13 protein-coding genes are annotated in these 14,837 nt (G+C 70.1%); 8 read left to right on the forward strand and 5 right to left on the reverse strand.

Annotated features, from left to right (window positions below; genetic code table 11):
- The first annotated feature begins 64 nt into the window (after positions 1 to 64).
- The 4 genes from rimO (at position 65) to B042_RS0103955 (ending at position 3,161) form a co-directional block, all read left to right on the forward strand.
- Positions 65 to 1,507 (forward strand): 30S ribosomal protein S12 methylthiotransferase RimO, encoded by a 1,443-nt coding sequence (rimO, locus tag B042_RS0103940; protein WP_028647153.1) that lies wholly within the window; start codon positions 65 to 67, stop codon positions 1,505 to 1,507.
- A complete protein-coding gene (gene pgsA, locus B042_RS0103945; RefSeq protein WP_028647154.1) occupies positions 1,504 to 2,130 on the forward strand; it encodes a CDP-diacylglycerol--glycerol-3-phosphate 3-phosphatidyltransferase in 627 nt (208 codons plus the stop codon). The genes rimO and pgsA overlap by 4 nt, the downstream gene beginning before the upstream one ends.
- Positions 2,127 to 2,645, forward strand: coding sequence for a CinA family protein (locus tag B042_RS0103950; protein WP_028647155.1), 519 nt, complete (start codon positions 2,127 to 2,129; stop codon positions 2,643 to 2,645). The genes pgsA and B042_RS0103950 overlap by 4 nt, the downstream gene beginning before the upstream one ends.
- A gap of 162 nt (positions 2,646 to 2,807) precedes the next feature.
- Positions 2,808 to 3,161 carry a helix-turn-helix domain-containing protein gene (locus B042_RS0103955; protein ID WP_028647156.1) on the forward strand — a complete coding sequence of 118 codons (354 nt, stop codon included), beginning with the start codon at positions 2,808 to 2,810 and terminating at the stop codon, positions 3,159 to 3,161.
- 92 nt (positions 3,162 to 3,253) lie between these two features.
- Here the strand turns inward: B042_RS0103955 and B042_RS0103960 are convergent, their stop codons facing one another.
- From B042_RS0103960 to B042_RS0103980, 5 genes are all read right to left on the reverse strand, one after another.
- On the reverse strand, positions 3,254 to 3,718 hold the full coding sequence (locus B042_RS0103960; protein WP_028647157.1) for an Rrf2 family transcriptional regulator: 465 nt from the start codon (positions 3,716 to 3,718) through the stop codon (positions 3,254 to 3,256).
- 129 nt (positions 3,719 to 3,847) lie between these two features.
- Positions 3,848 to 5,320: a glycoside hydrolase family 3 protein gene (locus B042_RS0103965; protein ID WP_028647158.1), complete on the reverse strand. Its 1,473-nt coding sequence runs from the start codon at positions 5,318 to 5,320 to the stop codon at positions 3,848 to 3,850.
- Positions 5,321 to 5,464: 144 nt separating this feature from the next.
- Complete coding sequence (locus tag B042_RS0103970) at positions 5,465 to 6,415, reverse strand: carbohydrate ABC transporter permease (RefSeq protein WP_028647159.1); 951 nt, start codon at positions 6,413 to 6,415, stop codon at positions 5,465 to 5,467.
- A complete protein-coding gene (locus B042_RS0103975; RefSeq protein ID WP_028647160.1) occupies positions 6,412 to 7,404 on the reverse strand; it encodes a carbohydrate ABC transporter permease in 993 nt (330 codons plus the stop codon). Before B042_RS0103975 ends, B042_RS0103970 begins: the two co-directional genes overlap by 4 nt.
- 93 nt (positions 7,405 to 7,497) lie before the next feature.
- Positions 7,498 to 8,787 carry an extracellular solute-binding protein gene (locus B042_RS0103980; RefSeq protein WP_028647161.1) on the reverse strand — a complete coding sequence of 430 codons (1,290 nt, stop codon included), beginning with the start codon at positions 8,785 to 8,787 and terminating at the stop codon, positions 7,498 to 7,500.
- Positions 8,788 to 9,060: 273 nt separating this feature from the next.
- Here B042_RS0103980 and B042_RS0103985 point away from each other — a divergent pair, with 273 nt between their 5' ends.
- The 4 genes from B042_RS0103985 (at position 9,061) to B042_RS0104000 (ending at position 14,828) form a co-directional block, all read left to right on the forward strand.
- Positions 9,061 to 10,263, forward strand: a complete 1,203-nt coding sequence (locus B042_RS0103985; RefSeq protein ID WP_028647162.1) for an ROK family transcriptional regulator — start codon at positions 9,061 to 9,063, stop codon at positions 10,261 to 10,263.
- A gap of 112 nt (positions 10,264 to 10,375) precedes the next feature.
- Positions 10,376 to 10,570: a DUF3046 domain-containing protein gene (locus B042_RS24705; protein ID WP_081748588.1), complete on the forward strand. Its 195-nt coding sequence runs from the start codon at positions 10,376 to 10,378 to the stop codon at positions 10,568 to 10,570.
- Between the two features lie 135 nt (positions 10,571 to 10,705).
- Positions 10,706 to 14,266, forward strand: a complete 3,561-nt coding sequence (gene recA / locus B042_RS0103995; RefSeq protein ID WP_036553862.1) for an intein-containing recombinase RecA — start codon at positions 10,706 to 10,708, stop codon at positions 14,264 to 14,266.
- On the forward strand, positions 14,259 to 14,828 hold the full coding sequence (locus B042_RS0104000) for a regulatory protein RecX (protein ID WP_028647164.1): 570 nt from the start codon (positions 14,259 to 14,261) through the stop codon (positions 14,826 to 14,828). The genes recA and B042_RS0104000 overlap by 8 nt, the downstream gene beginning before the upstream one ends.
- Positions 14,829 to 14,837 lie beyond the last annotated feature (9 nt).

Here is a 14,837-nt window from a genome sequence, read left to right on the forward strand (position 1 = left end):
GCCGTGCGCGGACGGATCCGCGGCATCCCACACGCAAACGAAGCTCTCCCACACCTTGGAAGCCATGTCATCGCGCCGTACTGTCTCGCTCGTCACCCTGGGGTGCGCGCGTAACGAGGTCGACTCCGAAGAGCTGGCCGGACGCCTCGCGCAAGGCGGATGGGAACTCGTGGACGGCGACGCCGACGTGACCGTCGTCAACACCTGCGGGTTCATCGACGCCGCCAAGCAGGACTCCATCCAGACCATCCTGGAGGCCACCGAGAACGGCGGCCACGTCGTCGCCGCCGGATGCATGGCCGAGCGCTACGGCTCCGAACTCGCCGCCTCCCTGCCCGAGGCCCAGGTGGTCGGCTTCGACGACTACGCGGCCATCTCCGAACGCCTCGACGACGTCGTCGCCGGACGCACCCTCGTCCCCCACGACCCCCGCGACCGGCGTACCCTGCTGCCGATCAGCCCCGTCGAGCGTGACGCCTCCCAGGTCCACGTGCCCGGACACGCCGCCTTCGCCGACTCCGAGGGCGCCGAGGGCACCGCGCTGCCCTACCGTGCCGCCGTTCCGCGCAGGCGCCTCACCGGCGGCCCGGTCGCCAACCTCAAGATCGCCTCCGGCTGCGACCGGCGGTGCACCTTCTGCGCCATCCCCGCCTTCCGCGGCGCCTACATCTCCCGGACCCCGGACGACATCGTCCGCGAGGCCCAGTGGCTCGCGAGCGAGGGCGTGCGCGAGGTGTTCCTGGTCAGCGAGAACTCCACCTCCTACGGCAAGGACCTCGGCGACGTCCGCGCCCTGGAGAAGCTCCTGCCGCGCCTGGCCGCCGTGGAGGGGCTGGACCGGGTCCGCGTCAGCTACCTCCAGCCCGCCGAGATACGGTCCGACCTGGTGGAGGTCCTCACCCGCACCCCGGGCGTCGTCCCCTACTTCGACCTCTCCTTCCAGCACGCCAGCGGAACGCTGCTGCGCCGCATGCGCCGCTACGGTGACCGCGAGCGCTTCCTCGACCTGCTGCGCACCGTGCGCGAACGCGTTCCCGAGGCCGGAGCCCGCTCCAACTTCATCGTGGGCTTCCCCGGCGAGACCGAGGAGGAGTTCGAGGACCTGGTCGCCTTCCTCAACGAGGCCCGGCTGGACGCCATCGGCGTGTTCGGCTACTCCGACGAGGAGGGCACCGAGGCCGTCGGCCACCAGGGCAAGCTCCCCGACGACGTGATCGAGGAGCGCGTGGACCGGCTCAGCCGCCTCGCTGAGGAGCTCATGGCCCAGCGCGCCGAGGAGCGCGTCGGCGACCGCATCCACGTCCTGGTCGAGGCCGTCCTGGAGGACGGCGCCTACGAGGGCCGCGCCGACCACCAGGCCCCCGAGGTGGACGGCGGCACCATCCTCTACGGCGAGGGCCTGGCCGTGGGCGACCTGGTACCGGCCACCGTGGTCCAGTCCCTGGGCGCCGACCTGGTCGCCGAACAGGAGGCGCCCACCCCGGACGGTGAAATCGGAGATCGATGAGCAGCCACGATTCCGCGGCGTCCCCCGCCCCCCGCGTTCCGCTGTGGAACATCGCGAACATCCTCACGATGAGCCGCCTGGTCATGGTGCCGGTGTTCGTGTGGTGGATGTTCCTCGACGGGCCGTGGTGGCGGCTCGCCGCGTTCGCCCTCTTCGCGGTCGCCGCCATCACCGACCGGATCGACGGTGAACTGGCGCGCCGCCGCAACCTCGTCACCGATTTCGGCAAGATCGCCGACCCGATCGCGGACAAGGCGCTCACCGGTGCCGCCCTGGTCGTCCTCTCCCTCCAGGGCGACCTGTGGTGGTGGGTGACCATCGCCATACTCGTCCGCGAGTGGGGCGTCACGGCGCTGCGCTTCGCCGTCCTGCGCTACGGCGTCATGCCCGCCGGCCAGGGCGGCAAGCTCAAGACCGTCCTCCAGATCACCGCGCTGCTGCTCTACCTGTTCCCGTTCGGGCTGCTGCCGTTCACCGACGTGTTCGCGTGGATCGCCCACATCGCGATGGCCGCCGCACTGGCCGTCACCCTGTGGACCGGCCTGGTCTACGTGCTCGACGCGGTCCGTCTGGTCCGCTCCACCAGAGAGGCCGGGAACGGCGGGGGAGAGCGCCCCGAGTGAGTGCCCCGCAGAGCACGGACCCCGCAGCCGCGTCCGCCGCGGCGGTCCACCGCGCCCTGCTGGAGCGCGGTGCCACCTGCGCCACCGCCGAATCCCTCACCGGCGGGCTCATCGGAGCCCACCTCACCTCGGTGCCGGGTGCCTCGAACACTTACCGGGGCGGCGTCGTCACCTACGCCACCGACACCAAGGCCGCGCTCCTGGGCGTCCCCGCCGCCCTGCTGGCCGCCAGCGGAGCCGTGCACCCGGACGTGGCCGCCCGCATGGCCGTGGGTGTGCGCGCGCTGTTGAACGCCGACTACGGGGTCGCGGTGACCGGTGTGGCCGGTCCCGACCCCCAGGACGGCAGGCCGGTGGGAACCGTGTTCGCCGCCGTGTCCACACCCGGTGAGACCGACGCCGTCAGGGAATTCCGTTTCACCGGCGATCGTGCGGGTATCCGGTATCTCACGGTCGAGGGTGCCCTGGAACTGTTGGAGGCGACCGTCCGCGCAGGCGCCGCGGACCCCGTATGACCCTGACCCCGAGACGGGCCCCATCCCCCGGCCACAGGGAATACCACCGCCTCACCTGGTGGTTCCCCCTCCAGCGAACAGGAGGGGAAGAGATGCCCGAATCGGGCGTGGGACAGGTACGGTGTTGTATATGAAGGTCGCTACCGGTGGGAGGGAGCGCGAATGATGGTCCTGCTTCGTCACCTACTTGGTGACGTGCTCAGGCGGCTGCGACAGCGCCAGGGCCGAACCCTCCGCGAGGTGTCGGCCGATGCTCGGGTGTCCCTCGGATACCTGTCGGAGGTCGAACGCGGGCAGAAGGAGGCTTCCTCCGAGCTGCTCTCATCGATCTGCGGGGCACTGGGTGTCCCGCTTTCACAGGTTCTGCGGGAGGTCTCCGACCAGCTCGCCCTCGCGGAACTCCAGGAGGCCGCGCTGCTGGGCGACACGGTCGCCGATCCTGTGGCCGCCGAGGAGCTCGGCATCGAACCGGTGCCGGACCGCGTTCCCGAAGTCGCCGACATGGTGGGGGTCTGACGCCCCCGAAGTCCGTCCGGTCTCGTCGATGTGACCACGGAAAAGGAGCCGACCGCCGACAGTGGTCGGCTCCTTCCGTGGTCACGGTGCGCTCAGGTGTGCGTGTGGTTGACCCAGGCCTCCGGATCCTCCGCCAGCACCCGCACGGTCTCCGGTAGTTCGTCGGACACCAGGTGCTGGAGGTTGACCCCCTCCAGGATCGCCCGCTCACTGGCCCGCAGCGCGATCCACACCTGTTGCAGGCTGCGGGCCGCACCGTCGTAGTCCACGTGTTCGGGACGCTCCCCGCGCACGTTCGCCAGGGGCCCGTCGACCGCGCGGATGATGTCGGCCAGCGAGATTTCCGCCGCGGGCTTGGCCAGCCAGTAGCCGCCGACGGGACCGCGCTGGCTGCGCACCAGGCCGGCCCGGCGCAACTGGGTGAGGATGTTCTCCAGGAACTTTCCGGGAATGGCCTGGGCGCGTGCGAGCTGCTCGGCCGTCACCGGCCCCTCGCCGGCGACGGCGAGTTCTGCGGCCGCGCGTAGCGCGTAGTCGACCCGGGCTGAAAGGCGCATGCTGTGATTATGCCGTGGTTGGAAGGGCGAATAGGGCACCGGGCGGTGGCGGAGAGGCCGCTGCCCGACTTGCTACCGTCAAGAGTACTTCTCCGACCGGGTCGATGGGACATACACCGCGACAGAGTGTCAGCGGACCGTCCCCACCGCGTCCCTGGCCCCCAGCAGCTCGGCCGCGACCAGCCCGTTGACGTGTGCCGCCCCGTACGTGCGCACATGCGTGCCCGTGCCGGGCCGCCACACCGGCAGCCCCATCTCCACGACCACGGCGCCGGGCCGGGCGTCGAGCAGCCGTGTGACGAGCTCCCGCGTCTGCGGATAGCGGTGGGCGTCTCGGACCACCACGACCAGGTCGCGGTCGCCCGACCGGTCCAGGATCTCCCCGGCCAGGTCGGGCAGGGGGGCCACCCGCTCGGTGCCGGGGAACCACGGCCCCAGCCCCCACGGGACGTCGCCCACGGCCATACCGGGAGGGGCCTCCACCTCCACCACGTACGGGTCGGACAGGGACGGCAGACCGCCCTCCACCCGCACGGCCCGCCGGGCGCCGGTGAGCCCGATCCCCCCGGTCGCCGACCCCGCTGCCGCGGCCCGCAGGGGCGCCGCGGCGCGAATCCACGAACGCAGCTCCCGCGTCCGCCCGGCCGCCTCCTCCAGACGCTCGCCGGGCAGCCGCCCCTCGCGCACGGCCGCCACCAGCGCGTCGCGTACGGCCGCGACCTCCTCGCCGTAGACCAGGCGGCCCAGGCACAGCAGGTCACAGCCGGCCGCCACCGCCCGCACACCCGCCTCGGGGATCCCGATGCGTGCGCTCACCCCGCGCATCTCGATGGCGTCGCTGACTACTGTGCCGGTGAACCCCAGCTCCTCGCGCAACAGGCGGGTGACCACGTTCGCCGACAGGGTCGCCGGACCCTCGGCACCCAGCGCGGGGACCTCGATGTGCGCGGTCAGCACCGACCGGACCCCGGCCTCCACCGCGGCCCGGAACGGCCGCAGCTCGCGCCGGTGCAGCAGGTCGGCGGCGGCGTCCACGCGCGGCAGCACGTGGTGCGAGTCCTGCGAGGTGGCACCGTGCCCGGGGAAGTGCTTGGCGCACGCCGCCACACCCGCCTCCTGGAGACCGGCCACCGACGCCGCCGCGTGGCGCGCCACCAGTGCGGCGTCCGAACCGAAGGAGCGGGTCCCGATGACCGGGTTGTCGTCGGCGACGTTGACGTCCACCGACGGTGCCAGGTCCAGGTTGAAGCCCAGGCCCGCCAGCACCCCGCCCAGCGAGCGCAGGGTGGCCCGGGTCAGCTCCGGGTCGTCGACCGCGCCGAGGGAGGCGTTGCCGGGGTAGTCGCTGCCCTGGGCCTGGCCGATGCGGGTGACATCGCCCCCTTCCTCGTCCAGTGAGATCAGGGGGGTGTCGGCGGCCTCGGACAGGCGCGCGTTGAGCGCGGCCACCTGCTCGGGGCCCTCCAGGTTGTTGTGGAACAGGCAGACACCGGCGACACCGTCCGCCAGACCCTCAAGGACCCAGCGCGGGGCGTGGTGGGATTCGAAGGGCACCAGGAGGGTGGCGTTGGCCAACCGTTCCAGGGTCCGGTCGTTGCGCATGGTGATCTTTTCCGTTCGGTGGGCGCGGGTGCCCGGGCGCTCGGGGGCGCACGAGGCAGACGTGTGGCTGGTGAAGGGGGTGGTCCCGCGGACGCGGCTCGGGGGACCATCCGGGCGGGGCGGCCTGTTCGACGGGGGCGGGCCTCAGCCCTTGACGGCACCCATGGTCAGGCCGGAGACCATCCTTTTCTGGACGAAGAGGAAGAAAACCATCACGGGTACCGTGAGCAGCGTGGACGCCGCCATGATGGCCCCCCACTCGGTGCCGTAGCGGCCGAAATAGTAGGACAGCGTCAACGGCAGTGTGAAGTCGTCCGTGCTGCGGCCCAGGAACGTCAGTGCGACGACGAACTCGTTCCAAGCCGTGATGAAGGCGAAGATGCTCGCCGCGACCAGGCCCGGCGCGACCAGCGGCATGAGGATGCGCCAGAAGACCGTCCACGGGCCGGCCCCGTCGATCGCCGCGGCCTCCTCCAACTCCTGGGGGACCGCCTCGACGAAACCGCGCAGCATCAGCACGGTGATCGGCAGGGACACGGCCGTGTAGACGATGAGCAGCCCGGACAGGTTGCCCAGCAGCTCCGCCCCGGTGATGTCGGACAGCTGGCGGAAGTTGATGAAGAGCGAGATGATCATCGCCTCCATCGGCACCATCTGGATCACCAGCAGCACGAAGATGAAGGCACTGCGCATCCGGAATCGGAACCGCGCCACCGCGACGGCGGCCAGCAGCGACAGGACGGCGCCCAGGGCCACGGCGCCGACCGTGACGATCAGGCTGTTGACCAGGAAATGCCAGAAGTTCACCCCGGGGATCAGTTGTCCGTTGAGCACCTGGTCGAAGTGCTCCACTGTCGGTTCCTGCGGGAAGGCACGCTGGTCGCTGGTGAAGATCTCGCCCGTGGGCTTGAAGGCTGTGACGACCATCCAGTACACGGGGAAGACGGAGAACAGGAACACCGCCAGTCCCGCCAGGTACAGGGGTGCCTGACGCAGGCGCTTGAGCGGGCTGCGCCGGTAGCCCTTCCCGGTGCGGGCGCCCTGCCCGGCGGCCCCGCGCGCTGCGGATGTGGTCGTGGTGGCGTCGGCGGTCATCGGGTCTCCCCCTGGCGGATCATGATGCGCAGGTAGTAGGCGGTGACGGCCAGGATCATCACGGTCATGACCACCGCGATCGCCGACCCCATGCCGTAGTTGGCCGGGGTGGCGCTGAAGCCCTGCTGGTAGATGTAGTACGAGAGCAGGTAGACGTCCCTGTTCGCGAAGCTGTTGGCCAGGGTGTAGAGCTGCGTGAACACCCGCAGGTCCCAGATGATCTGGAGGACCAGGAGCAGGGCGAACAGCGGACGCAGCATCGGGAACGTGATGTTCCAGAAGGCCTTCCACGCGCTGGCGCCGTCCATCTTCGCCGCCTCGTACAGCTCGCTCGGGATGCTCTTGAGCCCGGCCAGGACGGAGACGGCGATGAAGGGGAAGGACTGCCAGACGATCACCATGACGAGGACGGAGAACAGCGAGAGCGGTTCGAGGAACCAGTTGTACTCCAGCCACCCGTCGCCCACCAGCCAGTCCGGCAGCTGGTCGAGGGCGACGTTGACCAGTCCACGCTCGGGCAGGAAGAGCCAGCGGAAGACCAGCGAGGCGCTCAGCGCGGGTGTGGCCCAGGCGAGCATCATGCCGATGGAGACGAAGCCCGCGAACCACTTCGGCGTCTGGTGCAGCAGTAGTCCGACGAGGGTGCCCAGCACCATGGTGATACCGACCATCAGGACGCACACCACGACGGTGTTGCGCAGGATCGTCCAGAACCCGCCGTCGGTCAGCAGCTCGCGGTAGTGGGCGAAGCCGTTCCAGCTCGGTCCGGGCTGGTTGGGCAGGAGGTTGCGGGTGGTGAAATCGGTGAGCGAGTACCCCACCATCTGCGCGATCGGCCACAGCAGCACGACCGCGAGGATCAGGAGTGCCGGGGCGATGAGCAGGTAGGGGGCGGGGATGGTGCGACGGCGCTTCGCGGCTCGGGCCGCGGGGGGCTCGGCGGGTCGCTCGGCCCCGTCTGTGGTCGCTGGTTCGACGGTTTGTGCCATGGTCTTCTCAATCGAGGCGCGGGCCGGATACGGCGGGCGGGGCCCCACGCGGACCCCGCCCGGCAACAGCACTGCACGGTGAGTCGGTTCCGGCTATTCGACCGGCTCGTTGAGGATCGTGGAGAGTTCCTGGTTGGCCTCTTCCAGGACCGTCTCCGGGTCCTCGCCCCGGGCGATGTCCAGGACGGCGCCCGGCAGGATCTTGCTGTCCTGGTCGGCCGCGGTCCAGCGCGGGGTGGTCGGGAAGAAGCGGGTGTTCTGCATCTGCGTGGCCGCGGCGGCGGTGTTCGGGTCCTCCCGGTACTCCTCGCCGTCCAGCAGCGCGGGGTAGGCGGGGAAGAAGCCGGCCACGTCGGCGAAGCCCTTGCCGCCCTCCTGGTCGCCCAGGACGGTCAGCAGCTCGAAGGCCAGCTCGGGGTGCTCGGTGGTGGAGAACACCGACAGGGCGGAGCCGCCGGCGAAGGCCGGGGCGATGCCGTCGGCTCCGGGGATCGGCGCGGCGACGATGGCGTCCAGGACCGCCGGGTCCTCGGCCTGGTCGGCCATGGCTCCGAGCGCCCAGCCGCCGTCGATGTACATGCCCAGCTCGCTGTTGGCCATGTCGGCCAGCGGGATGAGCTCGTTCTCACCGACGTAGCTCTGCGGTGAGACGCCGTCCAGGGACAGGCCCGCGTAGAACTCGATGGCCTCCACGGTCTCCGGGGAGGTGAGCTGGCCCACCCACGAGCCGTCGGCGTCCTGCGTGGCGATCTCGCCGCCGTTGCTCCAGACGAAGCTGGCGATACCGTTGGTGAAGTCGGTCGGAGCGGCGAAGCCGGGGACGTCGTACTCGCCCTCGATGGCCTCGGCGACGTCGAGCACCTCGTCCCAGGTCGTCGGCGGCTCCTTGCCGAGCGCCTCCAGCCAGTCCGCGCGGTAGTACAGGGTGCGTACGCCGGAGTACCACGGCACGCCGTACTGGGAACCGTCGTAGGAGCCGTACTCCAGGGCGTTCTGGTCCAGCTCCGAGACCGCGTCCCACCCCTCGACCTGGGAGGTGATGTCCAGCAGAGCACCCTGGGAGGCCCAGTTGAAGACCTGGTCGTTGCCGATCTCGATGACGTCGGGCGCGTCACCGCCGGCGACGGCGTTGGTGATGGACTCCTGGGCGTCGGGCCACGGGATGAACTCGACCTCGACCGCGGTGTCGGAGTGGTCCTCCTGGAAGCGGGCCTCGATTCCGTCGAAGTACTCGACGAGGTCGTCACGGGAGTTGCCCATGACCCAGACGGTGAGGCTGTCGGCCGAGGCGCTTCCGCCGTCGCCGGTGGAGTCGGAGCCGCCACCGCACGCTGCGGCGAGCAGGACCACGGCCGAGGCCGCGGCGATCTTCGGGAACTTCATGTGTACCTGTTCTCCCTTCGCACGACGTGCCGCGCGGGACGCCTGTGCTCGAAGCGGGTCGGGAGGACCCCGCCCGCCTCGACGACTGATCGGGGGGTGTGCTGGGATAGCACGTCGGCCACGCCTGGTCCCGACGGTGCGGGTGCCGCCGGGACGGTCCTGGTCCGGGGTCTTTCCGAACGTCGGGCCCTGCCGGGACATGGCCTCCTCTGAGGTTGTGAGCTAAATTAACAGGAAACTTTCCTAATAAAAACAGGACGAGGTGTCACGGTTATGTCTCAACGCCCGGGGACTCCCCGACTGCTGCGCCAACTCAACGACCGCGCGGCACTGGAACTACTCCTGTCGTCAGGCCCCCTGACCAGGACACAGATCGGCACCAGGACCGGCCTGTCCAAGGTCACCGCCTCCCAGCTCCTGGCACGCCTGGAGGAGCGCGACCTCGTCCGCGTCGTCGGCAGCCGTGCCGGCGGACGCGGACCCAGTGCCGCCCTCTACGCCCTGGTCCCCGAGAGCGCCTACGTCGCCGCACTCGACGTCAGCGCCCGCCGCGTCACCGCCGCCATCGCCGACATCACCGGCACCGTGGTCAGCGAGGTGACCGTCGACCCCACCGACTCCGACGACCCCGTCGCCCTCGTCCACACCTCCGTCATGCGCCTCGCCGACACCGCCGGAGTCCCCCTCGACAGGGTACGTGCCTGCGTCATCGGCACCCCGGGCGTCGTCGACCCCCGCACCGGCGACATCCGCTTCTCCTTCGACCTCATGTCCTGGCACGAAGGCGTCCTCGACGCCCTGCGCGCCGACCTCGAACGCTCCGTCGTCATCGAGAACGACGTCAACCTCGCCGCCCTCGCCGAACACGCCGAGGGCGCCGCCGCCGACACCTCCGAGTTCGTCCTCATCTGGCTGAGCGCAGCCGGCGGCGTCGGCATGTCCACCATGATCGACGGCCGCATCCACCGCGGCCGGTCCGGCGGCGCCGGCGAGATCGGCTACCTGCCCGTCCCCGGCGCGCCCATGCCCTCCGAGGTCGGGGCCTCCGGCGCCTACGAACCCAGGGGAGGCGACCTCTCCCACGGCTTCCAGGCCCTCGTCAAGGCCAAACAGGTCGTCGACCTCGCCGCCGGGTACGGCATCGGCGGCTCCGACGTCACCGAGGTCGTCGCCGAGGCCGCCGGGGCCGCCACCCCGGAGGGCGACGCCTTCCTCGACGCCTTCGCCGAACGCCTCGCCCGGGGGGTCGCCGCCGTCACCGTCATCCTCGACCCCGGACTGGTCGTCCTGGGCGGCGACGTCGCCCGAGCCGGAGGGGCCAAGCTCGCCGAACGGGTCCAGAAGGCCACCGCGCGCATCGCCCCCAACGCCGCCGAGGTCGCCCTCGGTACCGTCGAGGGCAGCCCCGTCGCCCGCGGTGCCCTCCTCAGCGCCCTCGAACGCGCCCGCGAGGAGGTCTTCTCCTCCACCGTGTGAGCGCTCCCGCGGGCGGGCGCAGGAGGTGGCCGGCGTACCCCCGCGCCGCCACCGCCGGCGACATCGCCGAGGAGGGATGCCCCGGGCGCGCCGATCGCCGATACTGGGGCCGATGAGACTCACGGTTTTCTGGAACAACATGCACGAGCAGTTCGGCGCGGCCTACGCCGACAGCCTGGCCCGGGACTACGTCATCGAGGGGCTCGGCTCGCGCACCGTGCACCAGGCCCTCGCCGACGGCGTGGACACCAAGCAGGTGTGGCGCGCCGTGTGCGAGGCCTTCGATCTCCCCCTCTCCGCCCGCTGACCCCGGCCGTCGGGTCTTCGACCCGTTCGAAGATTCGGCCCAAAATCGAACACAGTTTCGGGTAGTGTGGGTTGTCCACAGGCGCTGCGCCGTGCATCGCGTTTGTCCTAGCGCCCGCGTAGCGTCGTGCCCATCATGAAGAAGAAGGCATCCACCCAACAGCAGGGGTACCCCGTGGCATCTGGAGACCGAGACAAGGCTCTCGAAACAGCCCTCGCACAGATCGAGCGCCAGTTCGGCAAGGGCTCCGTCATGCGCCTGGGCGACGACGACCGCCCGCCGATCGAGGCGATCCCCACCGGCGCGATCGCCCTCGACGTCGCCCTCGGCATCGGGGGTATCCCCAAGGGGCGGATCGTGGAGGTGTACGGTCCCGAATCGAGTGGTAAGTGCCTGACGGCCGACACCTACGTGTGGACGGACCGGGGCATGGAGACCATCGCCGAACTCTTCGAGCGCGCCGGACAGCGCGCCACCTGCACCAGCCGCGTCACGGACGTGCGCGACCAAGGCATCCGCGTGGTCAACGAGCGCGGCGAACTGGAGACCGTCGCCGCCCTCACCCACAACAACCGCAAGCCCGTCCTGCGGATCACCACCGAGTCCGGCCGACGCGTCACCGTCACCCACAACCACCCCCTGCGGGTCCTCAACGAGCGCGGCTTCGTCGTCTGGCGCAAGGCCGGACGGCTCCAGGAGGGCGACACGCTCGTCTCCGCCCGCTTCGGTGCCGACGAGGCCGCCGAAGGCGGCGGCCTGAGCGAGGACGAGGCGGTCTTCCTCGGCTACCTCGTCGCGGAGGGCACACTCGGCTCCACCACCTCCATCCGCTTCACCAACGGCGACGACGAGGTCGGACAGGAGTTCACCTCCATCGCCCGCTGGCTCTTCGACACCGAGGTCAAGGTGTACCAGGGCAGCAACTGCCGCGAGTACGTCCTGCCGGGCGTCCGGCTGCGCCAGGAGATCGCCGAGCGCTACGGCCTCGACCACGTCGGCTCCGCGGGCAAGCGGATCCCCCACGCGGTGCGCACCGGCGGCGGCAAGATCCAGCGCGCCTTCCTCTCCGCCCTCTACGAGGGCGACGGCTGGATCGACGACAGCTCCACCATCGGCCTGGCCAGTGCCTCCGAACACCTGGCTCGCGACGTCCAGGCCCTCCTCTACGGCCTGGGCATCCCCGCCTCGCTCCACCGCGAGTTCAACACCGCCTACGAGCGCCACTACTGGACCGTCGCGGTCAACCCCTCGGGGGCCCACCGCTTCCTCAACGAGATCGGATTCCGCTCCCGGCGCCGCGCCGCCCAGGCGCGGAAGAACTTCCGCCTCTCCGCCCACAGCGCCCGGTTCGAGAACATCCCGCACCTGTCCGGGCTGATCGCCGACCTGCGCGACGCCGTCGGCGGGGACCGCGACTTCGACCGGGTGGCCGGAGACCTCTTTCGCGGCGGGGCCGACCTGTCGTGCGGCCGTGACCGGCTCGCCGCCCTCATCGAATGGGCCAGGAGCCGCCAGCGGCACCTGCCCGCCTCCGCCGAGGCCATCCTCGTCCACCTGGAGGGGCTGGCCGCCGCGGCCCGCACCTACGAGGCGGTCACCGCGATCGAGGACGGCGGAGAGCAGCCGACCTTCGACATCATGCTCCCCGAGTCGCACAGCTTCCTCGCCAACGGGGTCCTCTCGCACAACACCACAGTCGCCCTGCACGCGGTGGCCAACGCGCAGAAGGCCGGGGGCATCGCCGCCTTCGTCGACGCCGAGCACGCCCTCGACCCGGCCTACGCCAAGAAGATCGGCGTGGACACCGACAACCTCCTGCTGTCGCAGCCGGACACCGGTGAGCAGGCGTTGGAGATCGTCGACATGCTGATCCGCTCCGGCGCGATCTCCATCATCGTCATCGACTCCGTGGCCGCCCTGGTGCCCCGCGCCGAGATCGAGGGCGAGATGGGCGACAGCCACGTCGGCCTCCAAGCTCGCCTGATGTCCCAGGCGCTGCGCAAGATCGCCGGTGCCCTGCACCAGACCGGCACCACCGCGGTCTTCATCAACCAGTTGCGCGAAAAAGTCGGCGTGATGTTCGGATGTATGCATTATGATACTCGCGTAACTCTTGCCGATGGAACGCGGGAAAAGATCGGGAAGATCGTCAACCAGAAAATGGACGTCGAAGTCCTCTCCTACGACCCGGAACGGGACGAGGTCATTCCTCGGAAGGTCGTCAACTGGTTCGACAACGGTGTGGCCGACCATTTCCTCCAGTTCACCGTCGCACGTTCGGGCAAGAACGGGCGCTCGCAGTTCGCGGCGACCCCGAACCACCTCATCCGCACCCCTGGAGGCTGGCGGGAGGCCGGCGAACTGCTTCCCGGGGACCGGGTGCTCACCTCGCAGGATCACTACCTGAGCGAGCAGCAGCGTCAGGTCGTCCTCGGCTCGGTGATGGGTGACGGCACCCTCTCCCCGAACACCAGGGGGCGCGATGGCACCCGTTTCCGGATGGGGCACGGTGCGGATCAGGCGGCCTACCTGGAATGGAAGGTCTCGCTCCTGGGCAACATCGGCTGCTCACGCACCACCAATGGCAAGGGCGCGGTGTTCGCCGACTTCACGCCCCTGCCGGAACTGGCCGAACTCCGCGAAGCGGTCTACTTCGGTGACGGCAAGAAGCACCTGAGCTGGGAGTACCTCAAGCGGCTCACCCCGCTGGCCCTGGCAGTCTGGTACATGGACGATGGGTGCTTCACCCTTCGCTCCAAGGGTGCCCAGACCAGGACCGAGGGTGGCAGTGGGCGGATCGAGATCTGCGTCGAGGCCATGAGCCCCGGAACTCGGGAGCGGCTCACCGAGCACCTGCGCGACACCTACGAACTGGACTGCAAGCTCGTTCTGCACGGAAGCCGACGGATCCCCTTCATCCAGTTCACCACGGCGGCCAGTGCTCAGTTCCAGAAGATCGTCGCCCCCTACGTGCACGAGTCCATGGGCTACAAGCTCCTTCCGCGGTTCCAGGGACAGTGCGAGGTGGCCCCGGAGTTCTCCGCGCCGGTGGAGCGCCTGGTGGCCTCGCCGATCCTGGACATCCACGTCAAACCCCAGACGCGCGGCATGCACAAGTTCGACATCGAGGTCGAGGGGAATCACAACTATTTCGTCGACGGCGTCATGGTGCACAACAGCCCTGAGACCACTACCGGTGGAAAGGCGCTGAAGTTCTACGCTTCTGTTAGGCTGGACGTGCGGCGAATCGAAACGCTCAAGGACGGAACCGACGCGGTCGGAAACCGAACTCGGGTAAAGGTCGTAAAGAATAAGATAGCTCCCCCTTTCAAGCAAGCGGAATTCGATATTCTGTACGGTTTGGGCGTTTCTCGTGAGGGAAGTCTGATCGACCTGGGCGTAGAGCACGGGATCGTGCGCAAGTCCGGTGCCTGGTACACCTACGAGGGCACCCAGTTGGGCCAGGGCAAGGAGAACGCCCGCCGGTTCATGCTGGAGAACGTCGACGTGGCCAACGAGGTCGAGAGGAAGATCAAGGAGAAGCTCGGCGTTCCCACCGGGAAGGACGGCTCCGCCTCCGGTGCGGAGTCGGAGAAGCCCGCGGCCGAGGCCAAGGCCAAGGAGCCCGCCGCCAAGACCACCGCCAAGCGCGCCTCGGCCGCCAAGTCCGCCAAGGCGCCCGCGACGGATGCGTGAGCGGCGCCGGTCCGCGGAGGCGGTCGGCGACGATGTCTCCCCGGGCGGGGCACAGCCGCCCGGGGAGGACCCCGAGGCCAAGGCGCGGGCGCTGTGCCTGCGGATGCTCGCGCACACGCCGCGCACCCGGTCCCAGTTGGAGCGGGCGCTGCTGCGGCGGGGGTTCGAGGAGGAGGTCGTGTGGGCGGTCCTGGGCGCGTTCACCGGGGCCGGGCTGATCGACGACGAGGCGTTCTCCCGGGCCTGGGTGGACTCGCGCCACCACGCGCGGGGGCTGTCCCGGCGGGCTCTGGCGCGTGAGTTGCGCACGCGCGGGGTGGAGGAGGACACGGTCCGGGAGGCGGTGTCGCACCTGTCGGACGAGGACGAGGCGGACGCCGCCCGCGCGCTGGCCCGCAAGAGCCTGGCCGGGAGCCGGGCCAAGGCGCAGGAGACGCGGATCCGGCGCGCGCTGGGCGTGCTGGCCCGCAAGGGCTACCCGGCCGGTCTGTCCTACCGGGTGGTGCGGGAGGGGCTGGAGGCCGAGGGCGCCGAGGTGGACCTCGACGCCCCCGACCCGTGACCGTCTCCG

It is taken from the genome of Nocardiopsis sp. CNT312, from assembly GCF_000515115.1.
GTDB lineage: Bacteria > Actinomycetota > Actinomycetes > Streptosporangiales > Streptosporangiaceae > Nocardiopsis.

What these genes read in the sequence shown, in the direction of transcription:
- rimO (WP_028647153.1), top strand. Translation starts at nt 65, where the DNA reads ATGTCATCGCGCCGTACTGTCTCGCTCGTCACCCTGGGGTGCGCGCGT.
- pgsA (WP_028647154.1), top strand. Translation starts at nt 1,504, where the DNA reads ATGAGCAGCCACGATTCCGCGGCGTCCCCCGCCCCCCGCGTTCCGCTG.
- B042_RS0103955 (WP_028647156.1), top strand. Translation starts at nt 2,808, where the DNA reads ATGATGGTCCTGCTTCGTCACCTACTTGGTGACGTGCTCAGGCGGCTG.
- B042_RS0103960 (WP_028647157.1), bottom strand. Translation starts at nt 3,718, where the DNA reads ATGCGCCTTTCAGCCCGGGTCGACTACGCGCTACGCGCGGCCGCAGAA.
- B042_RS0103965 (WP_028647158.1), bottom strand. Translation starts at nt 5,320, where the DNA reads ATGCGCAACGACCGGACCCTGGAACGGTTGGCCAACGCCACCCTCCTG.
- B042_RS0103970 (WP_028647159.1), bottom strand. Translation starts at nt 6,415, where the DNA reads ATGACCGCCGACGCCACCACGACCACATCCGCAGCGCGCGGGGCCGCC.
- B042_RS0103975 (WP_028647160.1), bottom strand. Translation starts at nt 7,404, where the DNA reads ATGGCACAAACCGTCGAACCAGCGACCACAGACGGGGCCGAGCGACCC.
- B042_RS0103980 (WP_028647161.1), bottom strand. Translation starts at nt 8,787, where the DNA reads ATGAAGTTCCCGAAGATCGCCGCGGCCTCGGCCGTGGTCCTGCTCGCC.
- B042_RS0103985 (WP_028647162.1), top strand. Translation starts at nt 9,061, where the DNA reads ATGTCTCAACGCCCGGGGACTCCCCGACTGCTGCGCCAACTCAACGAC.
- B042_RS24705 (WP_081748588.1), top strand. Translation starts at nt 10,376, where the DNA reads ATGAGACTCACGGTTTTCTGGAACAACATGCACGAGCAGTTCGGCGCG.
- recA (WP_036553862.1), top strand. Translation starts at nt 10,706, where the DNA reads ATGAAGAAGAAGGCATCCACCCAACAGCAGGGGTACCCCGTGGCATCT.
- B042_RS0104000 (WP_028647164.1), top strand. Translation starts at nt 14,259, where the DNA reads ATGCGTGAGCGGCGCCGGTCCGCGGAGGCGGTCGGCGACGATGTCTCC.